General features: G+C 59.6%; 23 protein-coding genes. 16 read left to right on the top strand and 7 right to left on the bottom strand.

Translation table 11 applies throughout. The annotated features are described in order from the left end of the window. Positions 1-97: 97 nt before the first annotated feature. From QSK43_RS05375 to QSK43_RS05360, 4 genes are all read left to right on the top strand, one after another. Positions 98-1,891: an acetolactate synthase 3 large subunit gene (locus tag QSK43_RS05375; protein WP_332302556.1), complete on the top strand. Its 1,794-nt coding sequence runs from the start codon at positions 98-100 to the stop codon at positions 1,889-1,891. A 19-nt stretch (positions 1,892-1,910) separates the two neighbouring features. Continuing rightward, the gene (gene ilvN, locus QSK43_RS05370) at positions 1,911-2,483 is read left to right on the top strand and encodes an acetolactate synthase small subunit (RefSeq protein WP_332302555.1); all 573 of its coding nucleotides are present in this window, start codon (positions 1,911-1,913) and stop codon (positions 2,481-2,483) included. Positions 2,484-2,617: 134 nt separating this feature from the next. Next, on the top strand, positions 2,618-2,986 hold the full coding sequence (locus QSK43_RS05365; RefSeq protein ID WP_045023788.1) for an ArsR/SmtB family transcription factor: 369 nt from the start codon (positions 2,618-2,620) through the stop codon (positions 2,984-2,986). Next, positions 2,979-3,512 carry an SRPBCC family protein gene (locus tag QSK43_RS05360; protein ID WP_045023789.1) on the top strand — a complete coding sequence of 178 codons (534 nt, stop codon included), beginning with the start codon at positions 2,979-2,981 and terminating at the stop codon, positions 3,510-3,512. Before QSK43_RS05365 ends, QSK43_RS05360 begins: the two co-directional genes overlap by 8 nt. A gap of 184 nt (positions 3,513-3,696) precedes the next feature. Here the strand turns inward: QSK43_RS05360 and QSK43_RS05355 are convergent, their stop codons facing one another. The 4 genes from QSK43_RS05355 to QSK43_RS05340 all read right to left on the bottom strand — a co-directional run bounded on the left by QSK43_RS05355 (position 3,697) and on the right by QSK43_RS05340 (position 6,427). Then, entirely contained in the window at positions 3,697-4,542 is an 846-nt protein-coding gene (locus tag QSK43_RS05355) for an aldo/keto reductase (RefSeq protein WP_332302554.1), read from the bottom strand. 181 nt (positions 4,543-4,723) lie between these two features. Further along, positions 4,724-5,509, bottom strand: a complete 786-nt coding sequence (locus QSK43_RS05350) for an anti-sigma factor family protein (protein WP_332302553.1) — start codon at positions 5,507-5,509, stop codon at positions 4,724-4,726. Then, entirely contained in the window at positions 5,506-6,063 is a 558-nt protein-coding gene (locus QSK43_RS05345) for an RNA polymerase sigma factor (RefSeq protein ID WP_045023794.1), read from the bottom strand. The genes QSK43_RS05350 and QSK43_RS05345 overlap by 4 nt, the downstream gene beginning before the upstream one ends. After that, complete coding sequence (locus tag QSK43_RS05340) at positions 6,047-6,427, bottom strand: COG4315 family predicted lipoprotein (RefSeq protein ID WP_052679719.1); 381 nt, start codon at positions 6,425-6,427, stop codon at positions 6,047-6,049. Before QSK43_RS05340 ends, QSK43_RS05345 begins: the two co-directional genes overlap by 17 nt. A gap of 142 nt (positions 6,428-6,569) precedes the next feature. Here QSK43_RS05340 and QSK43_RS05335 point away from each other — a divergent pair, with 142 nt between their 5' ends. The 3 genes from QSK43_RS05335 to QSK43_RS05325 all read left to right on the top strand — a co-directional run bounded on the left by QSK43_RS05335 (position 6,570) and on the right by QSK43_RS05325 (position 8,612). Continuing rightward, positions 6,570-6,929 carry an ArsR/SmtB family transcription factor gene (locus QSK43_RS05335; RefSeq protein WP_332302552.1) on the top strand — a complete coding sequence of 120 codons (360 nt, stop codon included), beginning with the start codon at positions 6,570-6,572 and terminating at the stop codon, positions 6,927-6,929. Continuing rightward, positions 6,926-7,408, top strand: a complete 483-nt coding sequence (locus tag QSK43_RS05330; RefSeq protein ID WP_332302551.1) for an SRPBCC family protein — start codon at positions 6,926-6,928, stop codon at positions 7,406-7,408. Before QSK43_RS05335 ends, QSK43_RS05330 begins: the two co-directional genes overlap by 4 nt. Before the next feature lie 76 nt (positions 7,409-7,484). Beyond that, positions 7,485-8,612 (top strand): ATP-dependent DNA helicase, encoded by a 1,128-nt coding sequence (locus QSK43_RS05325; RefSeq protein ID WP_332302550.1) that lies wholly within the window; start codon positions 7,485-7,487, stop codon positions 8,610-8,612. 109 nt (positions 8,613-8,721) lie between these two features. On the opposite strand, the gene QSK43_RS05320 is transcribed toward QSK43_RS05325, so the two are convergent. After that, positions 8,722-9,417 (bottom strand): MerR family transcriptional regulator, encoded by a 696-nt coding sequence (locus tag QSK43_RS05320; protein ID WP_332302549.1) that lies wholly within the window; start codon positions 9,415-9,417, stop codon positions 8,722-8,724. Positions 9,418-9,650: 233 nt separating this feature from the next. Between QSK43_RS05320 and QSK43_RS05315 the strand changes: the two genes are divergently transcribed. Beyond that, positions 9,651-10,406 carry a pyridoxine 5'-phosphate synthase gene (locus tag QSK43_RS05315; protein ID WP_332302548.1) on the top strand — a complete coding sequence of 252 codons (756 nt, stop codon included), beginning with the start codon at positions 9,651-9,653 and terminating at the stop codon, positions 10,404-10,406. Positions 10,407-10,476: 70 nt separating this feature from the next. Further along, a complete protein-coding gene (locus tag QSK43_RS05310) occupies positions 10,477-11,742 on the top strand; it encodes an NAD(P)/FAD-dependent oxidoreductase (protein ID WP_332302547.1) in 1,266 nt (421 codons plus the stop codon). Positions 11,743-11,978: 236 nt separating this feature from the next. Here QSK43_RS05310 and QSK43_RS05305 read toward each other — a convergent pair whose 3' ends face one another. Then, the gene (locus tag QSK43_RS05305; protein ID WP_332302546.1) at positions 11,979-13,025 is read right to left on the bottom strand and encodes an NAD(P)-dependent alcohol dehydrogenase; all 1,047 of its coding nucleotides are present in this window, start codon (positions 13,023-13,025) and stop codon (positions 11,979-11,981) included. Positions 13,026-13,215: 190 nt separating this feature from the next. Between QSK43_RS05305 and QSK43_RS05300 the strand changes: the two genes are divergently transcribed. The 5 genes from QSK43_RS05300 to QSK43_RS05280 all read left to right on the top strand — a co-directional run bounded on the left by QSK43_RS05300 (position 13,216) and on the right by QSK43_RS05280 (position 16,652). Next, positions 13,216-14,124: an AraC family transcriptional regulator gene (locus tag QSK43_RS05300; RefSeq protein WP_332302545.1), complete on the top strand. Its 909-nt coding sequence runs from the start codon at positions 13,216-13,218 to the stop codon at positions 14,122-14,124. A gap of 153 nt (positions 14,125-14,277) precedes the next feature. Further along, positions 14,278-14,931: a TetR/AcrR family transcriptional regulator gene (locus tag QSK43_RS05295; protein ID WP_173987221.1), complete on the top strand. Its 654-nt coding sequence runs from the start codon at positions 14,278-14,280 to the stop codon at positions 14,929-14,931. Positions 14,932-14,975: 44 nt separating this feature from the next. Beyond that, on the top strand, positions 14,976-15,995 hold the full coding sequence (gene ilvC, locus QSK43_RS05290; protein ID WP_045023808.1) for a ketol-acid reductoisomerase: 1,020 nt from the start codon (positions 14,976-14,978) through the stop codon (positions 15,993-15,995). A gap of 136 nt (positions 15,996-16,131) precedes the next feature. Then, entirely contained in the window at positions 16,132-16,386 is a 255-nt protein-coding gene (locus QSK43_RS05285; protein ID WP_332302544.1) for a type II toxin-antitoxin system Phd/YefM family antitoxin, read from the top strand. Then, positions 16,383-16,652: a Txe/YoeB family addiction module toxin gene (locus QSK43_RS05280; protein ID WP_332302543.1), complete on the top strand. Its 270-nt coding sequence runs from the start codon at positions 16,383-16,385 to the stop codon at positions 16,650-16,652. The genes QSK43_RS05285 and QSK43_RS05280 overlap by 4 nt, the downstream gene beginning before the upstream one ends. 4 nt (positions 16,653-16,656) lie before the next feature. On the opposite strand, the gene QSK43_RS05275 is transcribed toward QSK43_RS05280, so the two are convergent. After that, complete coding sequence (locus QSK43_RS05275) at positions 16,657-17,106, bottom strand: RbsD/FucU family protein (protein WP_332302542.1); 450 nt, start codon at positions 17,104-17,106, stop codon at positions 16,657-16,659. Between the two features lie 274 nt (positions 17,107-17,380). Between QSK43_RS05275 and QSK43_RS05270 the strand changes: the two genes are divergently transcribed. Further along, complete coding sequence (locus QSK43_RS05270) at positions 17,381-18,625, top strand: aminotransferase-like domain-containing protein (RefSeq protein ID WP_045023813.1); 1,245 nt, start codon at positions 17,381-17,383, stop codon at positions 18,623-18,625. A 314-nt stretch (positions 18,626-18,939) separates the two neighbouring features. Further along, on the top strand, positions 18,940-19,923 hold the full coding sequence (locus QSK43_RS05265; protein WP_332302541.1) for an ABC transporter substrate-binding protein: 984 nt from the start codon (positions 18,940-18,942) through the stop codon (positions 19,921-19,923). The last annotated feature ends 7 nt before the right edge of the window (positions 19,924-19,930 follow it).

The raw sequence follows: 19,930 nt of genomic DNA, 5'->3' as shown, positions 1-19,930 counted from the left end.
GCGCTGAACGAGGCTCCTCTAGGGGCCTTTTTTTATGTCTTCAAACAGGCCCTCGGGCTCCTCGATATCCAAAGCCAAAGCGGGATGGAAACAGGCAATGACGGATAAGGACAATACGGATAACAGCAATCGCATGACGGGTGCGGAGATCGTTCTGAAAGCGCTGAAGGACAACGGCGTCGAACATATCTTCGGTTATCCCGGCGGTGCCGTGCTTCCGATCTACGACGAGATTTTCCAGCAGGAAGACATCCAGCACATTCTCGTGCGTCACGAGCAGGGTGCCGGCCATGCGGCCGAAGGTTATGCCCGCTCCACCGGCAAGGTCGGCGTCATGCTCGTCACGTCAGGTCCCGGCGCCACCAATGCGGTGACGCCGCTTCAGGATGCGCTGATGGATTCCATTCCGCTCGTCTGCCTTTCCGGCCAGGTTCCGACGTCGCTGATCGGTTCCGATGCGTTTCAGGAATGCGATACCGTCGGCATCACGCGCCCCTGCACCAAGCACAACTGGCTGGTAAAGGACGTCAACGAACTGGCGGGCATCATCCATGAGGCCTTCCGCATCGCCCAGACGGGCCGTCCGGGTCCGGTCGTCGTCGATATTCCGAAGGACATCCAGTTCGCCACCGGCACCTACACGCCGCCTTCCGCCGCCATCCAGCAGAAGAGCTACAAGCCGGTGGTCCAGGGCGACCTCAATGCCATTCACGCGGCCATCGAATTGATGTCCAAGGCGAAAAAACCTGTCTTCTACACCGGCGGCGGCGTCATCAATTCCGGCCCGGCGGCGACAAGGCTGTTGCGCGAACTGGTGGAGCTGACCGGTTTCCCGATCACCTCGACGCTGATGGGTCTCGGCGCCTATCCGGCTTCCGGCAAGAACTGGCTCGGCATGCTGGGCATGCACGGTTCCTACGAAGCCAATATGACGATGCATGATTGCGACGTCCTGGTCTGCGTCGGCGCGCGTTTTGACGACCGGATTACCGGACGGCTCAATGCGTTTTCGCCGAACTCCAAGAAGATCCACATCGACATCGATCCGTCCTCGATCAACAAGACCGTGCGTGTCGACGTGCCTATCATCGGCGATGTCGGCAATGTTCTGGAAGATATGGTTCGCCTGTGGCGAGCCTTGCCGAAGAAACCGGAAAAATCGCAGACGTCCGACTGGTGGTCGCAGATCGAGCGCTGGCGCGCGCGCAACTCCTTCGCCTACAAGAATTCCAACGATGTCATCATGCCGCAATATGCGTTGCAGCGGCTCTATGAGGCATCGAAGGGACGCGAGACCTTCATCACCACCGAAGTCGGTCAGCACCAGATGTGGGCGGCACAGTTCTTCGGCTTCGAGGAGCCGAACCACTGGATGACGTCGGGCGGTCTCGGCACCATGGGTTACGGCTTGCCGGCGGCAATCGGTGTGCAGGTCGCGCATCCGGATGCGCTGGTTATCGACATTGCCGGCGACGCATCGATCCAGATGTGCATCCAGGAAATGTCCTGCGCCATCCAGTACGGCCTGCCGGTGAAGGTTTTCATCTTGAATAACCAGTATATGGGCATGGTGCGGCAATGGCAGCAATTGCTGCACGGCAACCGCCTGTCCAACTCCTATACCGAAGCCATGCCTGACTTCGTCAAGCTGGCGGAAGCCTATGGCGGGGTCGGCATGTATTGCGACAACCCCAGGGAGCTGGACGACAAGATCGCCGAGATGATCGCGGTCAACAGGCCGGTCATCTTCGATTGCCGTGTCGCCAACCTCGCCAATTGCTTCCCGATGATCCCGTCTGGTAAAGCCCATAACGAGATGCTGTTGCCGGACGAGGCGACGGATGAAGCTGTTGCCAACGCAATCGATGCCAAGGGCCGTCAGCTAGTCTGAGCCGGGAGAGGAAAAGGACATGAACGCACACCTACAACCCACCGGTTCCGCCTACTTCATCCAGAAGGAAACGGCTGCCGTCGAAAATCACACGCTGTCGGTTCTCGTCAGCAACGAGCCGGGCGTTCTCGCCCGCGTCATCGGCCTGTTTTCCGGCCGGGGCTACAACATCGAAAGCCTGACGGTTTCGGAAACGGAGCACGAGGCGCATCTGTCGCGCATCACCATCGTCACGCGCGGCACACCGCTCGTGCTGGAACAGATCAAGGCGCAGCTGGAGCGCATCGTACCGGTGCACCGGGTTCTCGATCTCACCGTTCGCGCCCGCGAACTGGGGCAGGAACGGCCGATCGAGCGCGAAGTGGCGCTCATCAAAGTCGCCGGTTCGGGTGAGGCCCGCGCCGAGACGCTGCGCCTTGCGGACGCGTTTCAGGCCAAGGTCGTCGACGCGACGGTGGAGCATTTCATCTTCGAGATCACCGGCAAGTCGTCGAAGATCGATCAGTTCGTCGCCATCATCAAGCCGCTCGGTCTGATCGAGATCTGCCGCACGGGCATTGCGGCGATGAACCGCGGTTCGCAGGGGATGTAAGTCTTCGCCTTCGAAATACGCTTCAGAATATCAAGCCCGCGGTTCGCCGCGGGTTTTTTTTATGGAATTTTCTTCGCGGATTAATATTCAACCATATGGTTGACTTTTTGGGTCGACGGGCTATATTCAACAATATGGTTGAATTATCTGTTCCACAGCTCGACACTGTCTTTCATGCCCTTGGTGACGCCACGCGGCGCACGATGCTACGCGATCTTTCCTTTGGCGAGCGAACGGTAAGCCAGCTGGCCGCGCCGTTCGATATATCGCTGGCTGCGGTGTCTAAGCACATCAAGGCGCTGGAGAACGCAGGGCTTATCCGCCGCGAGGTGAGGGGGCGCACCCATGTCTGCCGCCTTGCACCGGAACCCTTGGCGCAGGCGGATGAATGGCTGAGTTTCTACCGGCAGTTCTGGAACAGCCGCCTCGATATTCTTGAGCAGATGCTCAGGGAGGATGAACAGGGAAAATCCCCTGCAGATGGAGAAAATGACAATGGCTGATATTGCAATGTCTGACACCTATGGCCAACTCGTCGAACCGACGACCCTGAAGATCGAGCGGCTTCTGCCCGGACCGATCGAACGGGTGTGGGCCTATCTGACACAAAGCGAGCTTCGCCGCCGGTGGCTGGCATCCGGCGAAATGAAACTTGCGCCCGATGCGCCGTTCGAACTGGTCTGGCGCAACGACGAGCTTTCCGATCCGCCGGGCAATCGCCCCGAAGGTTTTTCCGGAGAACACAAGATGGCGTCGCGCATCATCACCGTTGTTCCGCCGCACCGCCTCGTCTTCAGCTGGGGCGAGAATGCGGAAGTGTCTATCGAGCTTCAGGCTCTGGGCAAGGAAGTGCTTCTGACGCTGGTCCACCGCCGTCTGGCGGAGCGCTCGACCAGACTCAATGTCAGCGCCGGCTGGCACGCGCATCTCGATGTTCTTGCCGCTCGCCTTCAGGAAAAGGAACCGGAGCCCTTCTGGGATGCCTGGCTGGAACTGAAAAAGGAATATGATCGCCGCATACCGTCGTAAAGCGCCGCAGGTGATTTCGCATGACGGCGCGGAGCACCGCGCCGTTACTGCCGCTTCAGGGAACGCTTGGAAAGATACGATTGCCTGATCGATGTGAGCGCCCCGGTCTTGATCCGCAGCGTTCACATTCCGATTCAACCGCTTCAGCGTCCGATTCCGAAAACCCCGTTAACGCTCTGTTCCATCAAAGCATTTCCAGCGCGATCTTTCGCGTCGGTGCCGGGAAGGCAGCGTCGAGCGCGGCCCAGTCCTCGTCGGTGATCTCCAGATCGGTCGCGCCACGGTTTTCCTCCACGCGGGCGGCGCTGGCGGATTTCGGGATGGCGATGACGCCTTCTCTTTCCAGCAGAAATGCCAGCGCCAGCTGCGCCGGTGTTGCCTGATTGGCCTTGGCGATGCGGATGAGTTCGTGGTTTTTGAGGATGCGGCCCTGCTCTATGGGGGAATAGGCCATCAGCGGCACGCCGTGCTGCTGGCACCAGGGCAGAAGCGTAAATTCCGGCCCGCGCCGGGACAGGTTGTAGAGTACCTGGTTGGCGGCGCAATTCTGGCCATCAGCAACTGAGAAAAGCTCTTCCATGTCGTCGGTGTCGAAATTGGAGACGCCCCAGTCGCCGATCTTGCCGTCCTTTTTCAGCCGCTCGAAAGCCGCCACTGTTTCCGCGAGCGGATGTTCGCCACGCCAATGCAGCAGATAAAGATCGATACGGTCGGTGCCGAGCCTTGTGAGGCTGCGCTCGCAGGCCTCCATGGTACCTCTGGCGCTGGCGTTCCAGGGATAGACCTTGCTGACCAGAAACACCTCGTCGCGCCGGCCGGCGATTGCCGTGCCGACCACTTCTTCGGATCGGCCGTCGGCATACATTTCTGCCGTGTCGATCAATGTCATGCCGAGATCGATCGCCTTGCGGATGCTCTCGATCTCTTGCGGAGCGGACGATCTCACCTCCCCCATGTTCCAGGTGCCGAGGCCAAGGGCTGGAACCTCTTTTCCGGATGGCAGGGTGACGGAAGGCATGTCGTCATACATTGGTTTGCTCCAGCGTTTGTCAAAGGGAGAATAGCCTGTTGTCCAGACTTCTCAAACCCGGCACGGAGGGGATCGATCCATAAAAAAATTGACCTCGCCTGTCGTTCTGTCCGGCTGGTTTGATCGTGGTCCGGCGGAGACCACGATTATCGGAACCTTCGTTGTGCTGAAATAGACGCTCTTACGTCGGGAACTGGCGGTAACATTCCTCGGCGATCTTCTGCACTTCGGTGCGTGTCAGTTCGGCGGAAACGGCATAACCGAGTTCGTTGTCGATCCAGTAGAAGGTCTCGATGCCGTCGGCGCTCGCCATGCGGAAGCTGGTGGTGCGATTTTCCTCGTTATGGCCGATCAGCACCGTTACCCGGCGGCCGGTCTTGTCCTGATACATCAGCATCGCGCCGGGCTTGCCGCTGACGGGGATGAGGCGTCCGCCGACGAGATCATATCCGAGTTTGGAAAGATCGGGGATCGCAAAGGGATAGCCGAGCCGCTTGCCGAGCCATGTCGCAAGGTGCTGTTGCTCCCCGGCTCCGACCTCAACGGGGTGGCGTACTTCGTTTGCGTAAATGAGATAGGCCGATTTCGCCTGTGTGGGAATGTCCGTCGTCAGCGATGCCAGCACTACGTCCTGCGGCGTGGACAGGGAGGATGGCACAAGCCTGCCCGCCACGGCACCTGCCGCGAAGATCAGCAAGGCGGCCGCCGTCCGAGGAAGAAACGGCTTCAGCCTCCATGTGAAGCTTGTTTTGCGGTTCAGCATCGCGGTGTCGTGCGGATGTTCGGCGGCATAGGTGGCGAATGCGTTTCGCAGGGCTTCGGCCTGCTTTTTCCAGTCCTGCACGCGGTTCTGCTCTTCCGGCCTTTCGGTCAGCCATGCCTCGACAGCCGCGCGGTCATCATCGGACAAAAGCCCGTCGACATAGGCGTGCAGATCGTCTTCGGTTATGGCGTCGGGCCTTGTCATCGTGGTCTCCGCAGGGGAATGATATTGTCCGCCGCCAAGTGCTGGCGAAGGGTTTCGCGGGCGCGGGACAGTCTGGACATGACGGTGCCTACGGGGATCGACAATGTCTCGGCCGCCTCCTGATAGCTGTAGCCTTCCACCGTCACCAGCATCAGCACCGCCCGCATCTCGGGCGAAAGAAGCGCCAGAGCGCCGTGCAGTCGGTCGTTCTCCAGCGTATCGCCGAGCGTATCGGCAATAGCGATCTCTTCATGGCCGTCGAGACTTTCGGACGGGTGACGTTTCTCGGTGCGATGGCGGTTGCGATAAAGATTAGTCATTATCGTGTAAGCCCATGATTTCAGGGCCGTTCCGCGCCATTGCCTTCTGTTGGTCAGCGCCTTTTCCACGCAGTCCTGCAGAAGGTCCTCGCCATCGGCGTCGGAACGGGAAAGGCTGCGGGAATAACGCCGCAGCATGGGTATCAGCGCCAGCATCTCCGCCTCGAAGGTTCCGGCTGCGGGGGAGAGGTTCCCCCGCGTTTTGCCATTCATGCCATCAGGGTTTTGCGGCATCCCATACACCGTTCATACCGTCGCCGGTGGCGTCGCCTTTTTTCGTGTCCTTGACCCAGTAATAAAGCGGCATGCCATCCTTTGCCCACTGCATCTTGCCGTCCTTGCGCGTCACGACGGAATAGGCGCCCTCGGCCTTATCACCAGTCGCTGCGAAAAACGGCGGCCAGTTCACCGCGCATTTGTCGTAACAATTGGATACGCCCTTCTTGTCGTTCTTGAAAGTGTAGAGCGTCATGCCTTTTTCGCCGGCAAGTACATTGCCTTTTTCGGTCTTGACCGTTTCGACCGCAGGGGCCGCATAGGCTGTCCCGGCAAAAGCCAGAACGAGGGCGGGAACGATAAAGCGGATTTTCATGGACATATCCTCCTTGGTTCGGGCGGCATCTGCCGCCAGCACATCAAGAGACACCGTAGGCCGCCGGATTATTCCCTGGCGAAGTGCGATTTCCGTGATTTTTAAACTTATCCATTGAGCTAAGTGTTTTGTCGTGATAGTTAGCCTTATGGAAAACTATTCAGATGAACTCAATGACATCTTCCAGTCTCTTGCCGATCCGACCAGGCGGGCCGTGCTTTTACGGCTGGGCGGCGGGGATGCGAGCATCGGCACGCTTGCCGAACCTTTCGCCATGGCCTTGCCGTCGTTCATGAAACACATCCGTCAGCTGGAAGAGGCGGGATTGATCGTGACGCGCAAGCAGGGCCGGGTCCGGTTCTGCTCACTGGAAAAACAGCGGTTTTCGATGCTCGAGGGCTGGCTTTCGCAACAGCATGCCATCTGGGAAGGCCGGACGGACCGGCTTGAACAGTTCGTCATGGCGCAACAGGACAAGACCTCACGGAAAGGGGAGAATGACAAATGACCGATACTTTCAATCCTGATCTCGATCTGAAGATTTCAAGGATCATAAGAGCGCCGCGCCGCCTCGTCTGGAACGCCTGGACCGACAAGGCCAGCCTCGAACAATGGTGGGTGCCGCATCCCGGCAAATGCCGCGTCGAGCGCATGGAGCTTTACCCCGGCGGCGCGTTCGAGACACGCTACAGCGAGGATGGCACGGCATTCGGCGACCATATCAGCGGATGTTTTCTGGCGGTGGATGCCGAGGAGCGCCTGATCTTCACCGATGCGCTGACATCGGGCTTTCGCCCGTCCGCCCGCCCGTTCCTCACCGCCGTCATGAGTTTTCGCGATCACCCCGATGGCATGGAATATGTGGCCTATGCCATGCACAGAAACCCTGAAGATCGCGACAGGCATGCCGAGATGGGCTTCTTTGACGGCTGGAGCACGGTGGCTGACCAATTGGCTGCGCTCGTCGAGAGGCAGGTGGTTAATTGACGCCCTGATCGCGGTGCGATTCATCTTTCGTTCTTTTTCTGTTGCGCATGATGCTCGAATCCTGCGATGAGGGCGCATGTTATTTTCACCGCAACAGGACGAAGCGCTCAAGGCTGTTTCCCGCTGGCTGAAGGAAGGCCGAACGCCGGTTTTCCGGCTGTTCGGTTATGCCGGAACCGGCAAGACGACGCTTGCCAAACATTTCGCGGAAAATGTCGATGGCGAGGTGCTGTTTGCGGCCTTCACCGGCAAGGCGGCGCAGGTGCTGCGCTCGCGCGGGGCGACCAACGCCCGCACCATCCACTCGCTGATCTACCGCCCCCGCGGCGAAGAAACGGTGGAAGATGAGGAGACCGGCAAGACGTCCATCGCGCCGATGTTCTCCATCAACCGCCAGAGCCCTCTCGCCAAGGCGGCACTCATCATCATCGATGAATGTTCTATGGTGGACGAGCAGCTCGGCAAGGATCTGATGAGTTTCGGCACGCCGATCCTCGTACTCGGTGATCCCGGACAGCTGCCGCCGGTTTCGGGCGGCGGCTTTTTCACCGAGCAGGAGCCGGATTATCTGCTGTCCGAAATCCACCGTCAGGCCAAGGACAATCCCATCATCCATCTTGCCATGGAAGTGCGGGAAGGTCGGGAGATTATGCGCGGCGACTATGGCGCCGCGCAGGTGATTTCCAAGTCCGAGGTGACGCAATCGCTCGTGCTCGATGCCGATCAGGTGCTCGTCGGCACCAATCGCACGCGCCGCCGTTATAATCAGCGGCTTCGCGAGCTGAAGGGCTTCACCGCCGATTATCCGCAATCCGGCGACAAGCTGGTTTGCCTGAGGAACGATCCGACCAAGGGCCTGCTGAACGGCTCGCTCTGGCAGGTCATGAGTTCTTCGCGCGAAACGGTGAAACCGGGCATCAACCTGATGATCCGGCCCGAGGACGACGATATGGATCGCGGCGCGGCCAAGATCAAATTGCTGAAGGCGGCGTTCGAGGATGTGGAGACCGAAATTCCGTGGACCACCCGCAAGCGTTATGACGAGTTCGATTTCGGCTATGCGCTGACCGTGCACAAGGCGCAGGGTTCGCAGTGGAACAATGTTGTTCTCTTCGACGAGAGCTATGCGTTTCGCGATTCACGCGAACGGTGGCTTTATACCGCCATTACGCGCGCGGCGGAGACCCTGACAATCGTTCGCTGAGATAGAGCATTTCCGGTGAACACCGGATCGTCATCAATGCTCTATCTTCTCGTTTTGCGCATTGCCCGGATGGAAAACCGCGACGCACTTTTCCTGGACATGCTCCGTTTCAAGCGCGGATAACACCGAGCAGAACCGCCTTGGCGACCGCCTGAAAGCGGTTGCTGGCATTGAACTTGCCGATGATCTTCGCCTCCAGCACATTGAGGTCGGTGCCCGAAAGACCAAGCGCGCGGGCGAGCCGTACTGGCGCATAACCTTCCGCCATCAGTTCCAGGCATTTTCGCTCCGCGTCGGTCAGCGCGATATCCTTGGCCGGGCTCCGCTCAGCGGTGTCGAAGCCGTCCATATCGGTGTCGGCGATAAGTAGTTCTTCGATCTGCTGGGCCTGACGCTGAAGAGTGGAACGCTCGGCGGTCAATTCCCGTTTCCGCTGTCTCAGCGCGGCGTGAAATATCTCGTCCGCCTCCTCCTGCGAGAGCGAACGGGCAAGTTTTTCCATGATGTCGGTAATGGCCGCGACGGAAATGCCTACTTCGCGGCAGACATTGATGACGGCCATGCGTTGTACGTTGCGGTGGGAATAGACCCGCATCTGACCGATGCGCTTCGAGGTCAGCAGCGCCTTTTCCTCGTAAAAATGGAGGGTTCGGTGCGTTACTCCGAAGATGTTGGCCATGTCGGCGATGGGAACCGGTTCGGCGGGCAGGGAGGAGGGCAGGCTTATGTCCGGTAAAAAGCTGCTGATCCTTAGATTGGGTTTATCCTCGTCGCCGTGTTTAAACGGCATCCTGCCATCCTGCATCGTTTCCCCCTTCGCGCTTATTGACAGTGTGCCTGCTTTTTATGGCATCCGTTGCTCGTTCCCCGTCACGGACCTGTCTTCTGATCAAGACATTTTGCCGAACACTGCATAAGAACCGTAACGTGTATTGCCTGTTTTCGTTCCCGTATCCTTAAAATTTTTTATCGGCCTCCTTGCGGTCGGCGTCAACCTGCGTGAAACAGGGTGTAGATTCCGAACCGGAGCCCAATGCCATGCCCGCCAAACTTTCCGTCAATCTGAACGCAATTGCCATGCTGCGCAACCGTCGCGATCTTCCATGGCCGGATGTCGCGCATTTCGGGCATATTGCACTGGCGGCTGGGGCAAGCGGGCTGACTGTACACCCTCGTCCCGACCAGCGCCATATACGCTTTTCGGACCTGCCCGTGCTGCGCGCGCTCATCGACGACAGTTTCCCCACAGCGGAATTCAACATCGAAGGCTATCCGACCGAGGATTTTCTCGTTCTGTGCGAAGAGACCCAGCCGGAGCAGGTGACGCTGGTGCCTGACGATCCGTCGCAGGCGACGTCCGACCATGGCTGGGATTTTCAAAAACACGCCATCTTCCTGAAACAGGTCGTTGGTCGCCTGAAGGCCGGCGGTATGCGGGTTTCGCTTTTTGCCGATGGCGACGGCGAGCGTGAAGCGGTGGAACTGGCGGCTGAGACGGGTGCGGCCCGCATCGAGCTTTATACCGGTCCTTATGGCGGCTGTTTTGACGATCCGCAAAAGGGTGACGCGCTTCTGGAAAAACTCGGACAGACGGCCGATTACGCCGCAGCGCTCGGGCTTGCCGTCAATGCCGGCCATGACCTGACTGTAGCAAACCTGCCCAAGCTTATGAAACGCATACCCTATCTCGCTGAGGTCTCTATCGGCCACGGGTTGACGGCGGATGCGCTGGAATATGGCATGGCTGAAACAGTCCGGCGTTTTTGTCGCGCCTGCGGTCAGGCTATTTCATAACCAAAGTCAATTTTTTTGCCTATAATTGGCGGCGCATGCTCCGTGCGCGAGCTTTTGAAGGCAGAGACATATGCAAGAACATCATGTTGTCGTCGTGGGTGGAGGCTTCGGCGGTTTGCAACTGGTACACGGGCTGGAGGGGGCCCCTGTCCGCATCACATTGATCGACCGTCGCAATCATCACCTGTTCCAGCCATTGCTTTACCAGGTTGCGACGACGGCGCTGGCGACATCCGAAATCGCCTGGCCGATCCGCCACCTCTACCGCGACCGCAAGGAGGTGACGACCTTGCTTGCGGAGGTGAACGGCATAGACCGTGGCGCACGCACCGTGCATCTGAATTCGGGTCAGGTCATCGGCTTCGATACGCTGGTGCTGGCCACTGGTGCGCGCCACGCCTATTTCGGCCACGACGAGTGGGAGCGTTCCGCACCCGGTCTCAAGACGCTCGAAGACGCGACGACGATCCGCCGCCGCCTTCTTCTGGCTTTCGAACGCGCCGAACTCGCCACCAATGAAGAGGAACGGCAGGCGCTGCTGACCTTCGTCATCATCGGGGCAGGCCCGACCGGCGTGGAAATGGCGGGCATGATCGCCGAGCTTGCCCACAAGGCGTTGCCGCCGGAATTCCGCAATGTGGACACCAGAAGGAGCCGCGTGCTGCTCGTCGAGGCGGGTCCACGTGTTCTGCCGGTTTTCACGGAAGACCTTTCGGCCTATGCCAAGCAAGCGCTTGAAAAGCTCGGTGTGGAGGTTCTGCTCGGCACGCCGGTGACGGCCTGCACCGATGAAGGCGTGACGGTGGGCGAGACCTTCTATCCCTGCCGCACCGTGGTCTGGGCCGCTGGCGTGCAGGCCTCTCCCGCTGCGAAGTGGCTGAATGCCGCCGCCGACAGGGCGGGACGCGCCATTGTCGGTCCGCATCTCAATCTGGAAGACGACGCCAATATCTTCGTCATCGGCGATACCGCCGCCGTCAATCAGGAAAACGGCAAGCCGGTGCCGGGCATCGCGCCTGCTGCAAAGCAGCAGGGGGCTTACGTGGCAAAGGTCATCAAGGCGCGGCTATCCGGAGAGCCGGCGCCATCGCCCTTCCGCTACAGCCATCAGGGCAATCTGGCGACGATCGGCAAACGCGCGGCGGTGATCGATTTCGGCAGGTTCAAGCTCAAGGGCGTGCTTGCCTGGTGGATCTGGGGTCTTGCCCATATCTACTTCCTGATCGGAACGCGTTCGCGGCTTGCGGTGGCGTGGAGCTGGCTGTGGATTTACCTCAGCGGCCAGCACAGTGCGCGGCTGATTACCCAGAAAGAGACGTTGAAGGACGAGGCCTGAGGGCAGGGTGGGCCGATATTAAAAAAAGGGCGGGAAGCACCGGCTTCCCGCCCTCATGTTTATGGTCAGCGCGCCAAACCACTCCTCCGTCATGCCGGACTTGATCCGGCATCCAGCCGACGCGCGTCTGCGCGGCGAGACGAGTCTTTTCAGCCCAAGGACTTGGGCTGGCTAGACCCCGGATCTAGTCCGGGGTGACGGAGTGCGGATGTGGCGAGCCTGCCCTAATCCAAGGCTCAAGCGTCGAGCGATGCCATATCGATGACGAAGCGGTAACGCACGTCGCTCTTCAGCACCCGCTCATAGGCTTCGTTGACGTCCTGGATGTTGATCGTCTCGATTTCCGAGACGATGTCGTGCTCGCCGCAGAAATCCAGCATTTCCTGGGTTTCCTTGATCGAGCCGATCATCGAGCCGGACAGGTTCTTCGCGCCGATGATGAGCGAGAAGGCGTGGACCGGGATTGCATGTTCCGGCGCGCCGACCACGACCATGCTGCCCTTGGGCTTCAGGAGGCCGAGATAGGCGTTCCAGTCGATTGCCACGCCTGCCGTGCAGATGATCAGGTCGAAGGTGCCGGCCAGCTTCTCGAAGGTCGAGGCATCGCTGGTGGCGTAATATTCCTTCGCGCCGAGCTTCAGGCCGTCTTCCTTCTTGGACAACGTCTGGGAGAGTACGGTGACGTCCGCGCCCATGGCTGCGCCGAGCTTGACGCCCATGTGGCCGAGGCCGCCCATGCCGACGATCGCGACTTTCTGGCCGGGACCGGCGTTCCAGCGGCGCAGCGGCGAGTAAAGCGTGATGCCGGCGCAGAGAAGCGGCGCGGAAGCGTCGAGCGGCAGGTTGTCCGGGATCGACAGGACATAACCTTCCTTGACGACGATCGAGTCGGAATAACCGCCATGGGTGGCTGTCTTCGTAGACGGATCGACGTCGTTATATGTCTGGACGAGGCCGGGCATATAATGCTCGTTGTCGAGGTCGCGGGTGGCGCAGCCGACGCAGGAATCGACGAAGCAGCCGACGCCGACATGATCGCCGACCTTGAACCGGGTAACCTTGGAGCCGACGGCCTTTACGACGCCGGCGATCTCGTGGCCGGGAACGATCGGGAATACGGCGTTCTTCCATTCGTTGCGGACGGTGTGGATGTCCGAGTGGCAGATGCCGGCATATTTGATATCGATGACGACGTCGTCATCGTTCGGCTCGCGGCGTTCGAAGGTGAACGGGGTGAGCGGCTTCGACGCGTCGGTCGCAGCATAACCTCTTGCAATAGCCATCTGAAATATCCTTTTGGGAGTTGGGGACGGCGGAATATGCAATGGAAGCGCGGAGAGGCGTTAGAGCGATCCTCCGAGCTTTTTGCACGATCCTGCAAAAAATACCCGGTGCACTCTTTGCGGAAGTCGGCTGGCTTTCTAGATAAGTGGCATCTAAAGCATGTCTTCCTTCATTTAAGGGATTTCCCCCATGTCCTTGCCGTTCAATCTCTATCAGGAGATCGCCTCCATCGCCGCGCGGTACGCTACCCGCGATGGCGAGATGCAGACGGCGATCGAATCCCTCGGCATCAGCCGGCGTACAACGCCCAGCGCGCCGTGCCACGGCAGCTACCGGCCCTGTTTCGCAATGGTGATCCAGGGGTCGAAAAGCGTTCAACTGGGAACCGATACCATCAATTACGGCGCCGGCGACTATCTCCTGACCTCGCTCGACCTGCCGGTTACCTGGCGTGTGGTGGAAGCGAGCAAGGAGGTGCCGCATTTTTGCATCGGGCTTGCGATCGACAGCGAAAAGCTGCTCGATGTCATGCGACGCATGCCAATCGATCCGCCTGCGGAGCCGGCGAACGGCCAGCGCGGCATGGTGGTCAACGCCGCCACGCCGGAGCTTCTCGATGCGGCTATCCGGCTGTTGCGCCTGCTTGATCGTCCGGCGGACATTGCGGCCATGGCGCCGCTGATCGAGCAGGAAATCCTCTACCGCATCCTGACGGGACCGGCGGGCGGGCAGCTGATGAACATCGTTGCTGCCGGCAGCCAGGGCAACCGGATCGCCCGCGCCATTGCCTGGCTGCGCGAGAATTTCGCGCGTCAGCTGCGCATCGAGGATCTCGCCGAGCATATCGGCATGAGCGTGTCGTCCTTCCATCATCACTTCAAGACGATAACGGCCATGACGCCCATCCAGTACCAGAAGCAGCTGCGGCTGCATGAGGCGCGCCGGTTGATGCTGCTGGAGCGGCTGGATGCCGGCACCGCCGGCCATCGCGTCGGTTACCAGAGCCCCTCACAATTCAGCCGGGAATATAGTCGCTTTTACGGACTATCGCCGTCGCGCGACGTTGACGCATCGCGCGAGATAAGCGCGGCTGGGTAACTCGCCATATATGGCGCAGCACATCCAGTTGCCGCAACGCGTCAATTCTTGCCCGCCTTTGCAGAAACCGCTTGACGGACAAGCTGCCTCCGCTTAAATGGCGCTCGAACCGTACCGTACGGTACATTAATCGAGCCTCTGGAGTGGAAATAAGTGGCCTCCGACCCGATCACAGCGCAGGAATTTTCGCCGCGCCAGAACGCCGTTCTGGATCAGGCATTGCGTCTTCTGGTCGAAGGTGGCGAGAAAGCGCTGACGACGTCGGGGCTTGCACGCGCCGCCAACTGTTCCAAGGAAAGCCTCTATAAATGGTTCGGCGATCGGGACGGCCTGCTGGCCGCGATGATCACCTTCCAGCAGAGCAAGGTTCGCACCTTCGAGAAGGCGGGCGACCGCGTCTCCGCGCCGCAGCTTGCCGATCATCTCGAAGTTTTCGCGCATGATCTGCTCGACGTTCTGGCCGGTGACGTGTCGCTGGCGCTCAACCGTCTGGCCGTTGGGCAGGCGAGCCGTGACGGTTCGAAGCTTGGCGATCTGCTTCTGGAACGCGGCCGCCGCCAGATCGACCGCCGTGCGCGCGGATTGATCGAAGCGGGCCGCCGCTCCGGTTATCTGCGCTTCGATGACGCCGAAGAGGCGTATCGCAGTTTTTACGGCCTCATCGTTTCGGATCTGCATGTGCGCATGCTGCTGGGCGAGGCGCCGGACAAGGATTTTTCCGCCCGGGCAAAGAAGGCGGTCGTCGCCTTTCTGACACTCTACGGCACGGAAAAGGTACATTCGGAACTGGGCGGCAAGGTCGCCTGAGGTTCCGGTTCACACAGAGACAAGCATTAGGGAAGGACCATAAAATGCGCGTTTATTATGATCGTGATGCCGATCTCAATCTCATCAAGTCCAAGAATGTCGTCATCGTCGGCTACGGCTCCCAGGGCCGCGCCCATGCGCTGAACCTCAAGGATTCCGGCGCAAAGAACGTCGTCATCGCTCTGAAGGCCGGTTCGCCGACCGTCAAGAAGGCTGAAGCCGACGGCTTCAAGGTCATGACCGTTGCCGAAGCCGCCAAGTGGGGCGACCTCATTATGATGGCGGCACCGGACGAATTGCAGGCCGACATCTACAAGGCCGACATCGCCGGCAACATCCGCGACGGCGCGGCCATCGCTTTCGCGCACGGCCTCAACGTTCACTTCGGCCTCATCGAGCCGAAGGCATCGCTCGACGTCGTCATGATCGCACCGAAGGGCCCCGGCCACACGGTTCGCGGCGAATACCAGAAGGGCGGCGGCGTTCCCTGCCTCGTTGCCGTTCATCATAACGCTTCCGGCAATGCGCTTGAACTCGCTCTCTCCTACGCCTGCGGCGTTGGCGGCGGCCGTTCGGGCATCATCGAAACCAATTTCAGGGAAGAGTGCGAAACCGACCTCTTCGGCGAACAGGTCGTTCTCTGCGGCGGTCTCGTCGAACTCATCCGCGCCGGTTTCGAAACCCTGGTCGAAGCCGGTTACGCACCGGAAATGGCCTATTTCGAATGCCTGCACGAAGTGAAGCTGATCGTCGACCTGATCTATGAAGGCGGCATCGCCAACATGAACTACTCGATCTCCAACACGGCCGAGTGGGGCGAATACGTCACCGGTCCGCGCATCATCACTGCCGAAACCAAGGCTGAAATGAAGCGCGTTCTCGCCGACATCCAGACCGGCAAGTTCACCTCCGAGTGGATGCAGGAATGGAAGGCCGGCGGCGCCCGCTTCAAGGGCATCCGTCGCAACAACGACTCCCACCAGATCGAAGAAGTCGGCGCCAAGCTGCGCGGCATGATGCCCTGGATCGGCAAGAACAAGCTGGTCGACAAGGCCGTCAACTAAGCTTCGTTATCGACTGGAAAATAAGAAGGCCGGGGCGAAAGCTCCGGCCTTTTGCTGTTATGGTGTGGCCATGTCGAGTATTGACTTTTTCTTAGTGTACGTACATAAATCTGTACATTATTGAAGGATGTATCCCATGGCAAATGTCCGGTTTACGGAATTCCGACAGAATTTTGCGACCCATTTCGATAGGGTTCTGGAGACGCGCGCGCCATTGCTGGTAACCCGGCAGGGCAAGGAAGCCGTCGTCGTCATTGCTGAAGGAGAATATGAGAGCATGCAGGAGACACTGCATCTGCTTTCCAACCCGGCGAATGCGGCACGGCTCCGCTCTTCCATGCAGGAGCTTGAGCGTGGTGATATCATCGAACGCGATCCGACCGAGGAATGATACTCGTCTGGACCGTGAGTGCATGGGACGATTACGAGTTCTGGCAGAGAACCGACCTCCGCATGGTCGAGAAGATTAACGACCTCATCAGAAACGCCAAGCGAACGCCTTTTTCCGGCCTTGGAAAACCCGAGCCGCTTAAAGGCGATATGGCCGGACACTGGTCCCGGCGGATTACCGCCGAGCACCGTTTTGTCTACCGTGTATCAGGTTCGGGAAGCGAGCAGAGGCTCGAAGTTCTTCAATGCCGCTTCCACTATCAGTGACCTGCTATTTTGGTGCAATGACACCCTTTGTCAGCAGAAAGCAGCCATAAAAGCGGGTCTCACCTGTCGTGATGACGCAATAGGCTTTCTTTGCCTGTTCGTAGAAGGCGAAGCGTTCGATGCCGTACATGGGAGCGGATTTTCCTTCCGCTGCGTCGATTTCCGTCTGCACTTCGGCCTGGACCGGCTCCAGCTGATCGGGCGCGCCCATCACTTCCATGCGGCCGACCGAGGGCTGCAGCGGCGTGTCGAGCGGCAGCACCGAGAGGATTGCCTTGAAGGCGCGGGCGGCGGAGATGTTGTCCATGCGCAGCACTTTGCCGAGCGTCGTTTGGCGCGCCACCGAATCGGAGGGGAAATTGGTGTCGGAAATCACCAGCGTATCGCCGTGACCCATGGCGCGCAGCGCGTGCAGAACGTCGGCATTCAGCGCCGGGTCTATATTTTTCAGCATATTGTCAAACTCCCATGATGCTTTCGCCGCTTCGCGACGCGCCCGCAATCCAGCCGGAAAACCTTGCCGCGTCAATCGCAAACGGAAGATTGTGAAGCTTTGCGCAAGGGTGTATTTGGCTTTGTCCGCCAAAGGCGACCCCAAATGCCGGTCGGCTGTGGGCAATGTGCAGGGAGGCAGAAATAATTCGAAAAACTGATAAGTCAGTATTGCTGACATATCGACATTTCTGTAAAGATGCACGCATAAAAACGACACAAGAGGAAACGTACCCATGCTTGATTGGGAACAAATTTTCGCCACGCGCTCTTCGCGTATGAAAGCGTCTGAAATCCGCGAGCTGCTGAAGCTGCTCGAGCAACCCGATATCATTTCCTTTGCCGGCGGCATTCCGGACCCGGCTCTCTTCCCGGCTGAAGAATTCCAGCAGGCTTACGCGGAAATTTTTTCCGGCGCGCAGGTCAACGCGGCGCTGCAATATTCTGTGAGCGAGGGCTACAAGCCGCTGCGCGAATGGCTGGCGGGCGAGATGGCCGATATCGGCATCGACTGCACCGCCGACAATGTCTTCATCGTTTCCGGCTCGCAGCAGGGTCTCGACTACCTCGGCAAGCTGTTCCTGTCGCCGAAGGACACGGCGCTGGTGACATGGCCGACCTATCTCGGCGCGCTTTCCGCCTTCAACGCCTATGAGCCGAATTACGATCAGCTCAATCCCGGCGGCAACCGCACGCCCGAGGCCTATCGTGAGACCGCCGCCAAGCTCGGCGGCGCGGTGAAGTTCGCCTATCTCTCGGCCGATTTCTCCAATCCGACCGGGGAAACCGTTGATCTCGCTGGCCGCGAAAAGGTTCTGGCGCTGGCCGACGAGCTGGATATCGCCGTCATCGAAGACGCTGCCTATCAGTCGCTGCGCTACGATGGCGAGGCGGTTCCGCCGATCATGGCGCTTGATATTGCTCGCTCGGGCGGCATCGAGAACACCCGCACCATCTATTGCGGCAGCTTCTCCAAGACGCTCGCGCCCGGCCTTCGCGTCGGTTACATCGTTGCCTCTGCGCCTGTTATCCGCAAGCTGGTGCTGATGAAGCAGGCCGCCGACCTGCATTCCTCCACCATCAACCAGATCGCCATCGAACGCGTCGCCTCACGCGGCTTCGACAAACAGGTCGCCAAGGTCAAGGCCGCTTACAGCGCCCGCCGGGATGCGATGCTGGCCGCGCTTGACAAATACATGCCGAAGAGCACGCACTGGACCAAACCCGAGGGTGGCATGTTCATCTGGGTCACCCTGCCGGAAGGCATGGATGGCGCAGCCCTGCTGGCGAAATCCATCGCCACGGAAAAGGTCGCCTTCGTTCCCGGCCGCGCCTTCTTTGCGGACGGCTCCGGCACGAATACGCTGCGCATCAGCTTCTCCTGCGCCAACGAGGCGATGATCGAGGAAGGCATGATGCGGCTTGGCCGGTTGATTACGGCGGCGCAGGCGACTTCGGGCGAGGTGATCGCGGCGATTTGATGTTGGCGGCTCTCGATGGTGGTGGAGGTTGGGGTTTACCCCCTCTGCCCTGCCGGGCATCTCCCCCACAAGGGGGGAGATCGACTCGGGGCGAGGTTTCGCCCATCTCAACATTTGAGAATGAAGTGGTGGTAAAGCGTCTTGCCGATCTCCCTCCTTGTGGGGGAGATGCCCGGCAGGGCAAAGGGGGGTGAGCCGCAACTGCCAGGAGAGCTTTATCACTCTCCTGCTATTACGCCCTTAAAATCCTGCCTGTCACATACATGTTATGCAGGCGTGGTTTAGCGGTCCCAGAAACAACAGGGACTGGACCTATGAAAACGCTGCTTTCCGCTTTCACCGCCATCGTATCGCTGGGCTTCATCGCCACCGCCGCCAATGCTGCCGATCTGGTGCTTTATACCAGCCAGCCGAACGAGGACGCGCAGGCGACCGTTGACGGTTTCAAGGCCGCCAATCCCGGTATCGAAGTCGAATGGGTGCGTGACGGAACGCCGAAGATCATGGCCAAGCTGATGGCTGAGATCAGCGCCGGCAATCCGGTCGCCGACGTGCTGCTGATCGCCGACACCGTGACGCTGGAGCGCATGAAGCAGGCCGGCCAGCTTCTCGCCCACAAGTCTGCGGAAGCCAAGAACATCGACGCCTCGCTCTACGATGCGGACGGCTATTATTACTCCACCAAGCTCATCACGACGGGCATCATGTACAACACAGCCGCCGGGATGAAGCCGACGAACTGGAAGGATCTGGCCAAGGCCGAAGCCAAGGGTCTCGTGACCATGCCCAGCCCGCTGACGTCTGGTGCGGCACTGATCCACGCGCAGACGCTGGCAGCCGCCAGCGGTCTCGGTTGGGACTATTACAAGGCGCTGAAGGCCAATGAAGCCATTGCCGGCGGCGGCAACGGCGCGGTTCTGAAGTCTGTCGCTTCGGGCGAAAAGGCCTATGGCGTGGTCGTCGACTACATGCCGATCCGCGAAAAGGCCAAGGGCGCGCCGGTCGAGTTCGTCTTCCCGGAAGAGGGCGTGTCGGCCGTGACCGAACCGGTGGCGATCATCAAGGGCACCAAGCACGAAGAAGCCGCCAAGAAGTTCGTCGACTATGTACTTTCGGAAAAGGGCCAGCAGGGCTTCGTCAAGCTCGGTTACATCCCAGCGCGCGCCGATGCCGGCATGCCGGAAGGCTTCCCGGCTCGCGACAAGATCAAGGTTCTGCCGCTCAGCGCCGCTGATGCGCTGAAGAACTCCGAACAGGACCTGAAGATCTTCTCCGACATCTTCGGCTCCAAGGGCTGATATAGCT

The organism is Rhizobium sp. GR12 (assembly GCF_036596185.1).
Taxonomy (GTDB): domain Bacteria; phylum Pseudomonadota; class Alphaproteobacteria; order Rhizobiales; family Rhizobiaceae; genus Agrobacterium; species Agrobacterium nepotum.
The sequence above is the reverse complement of the archived record's forward strand: the minus strand, read 5'-3'. Positions and strand labels throughout refer to the sequence as shown.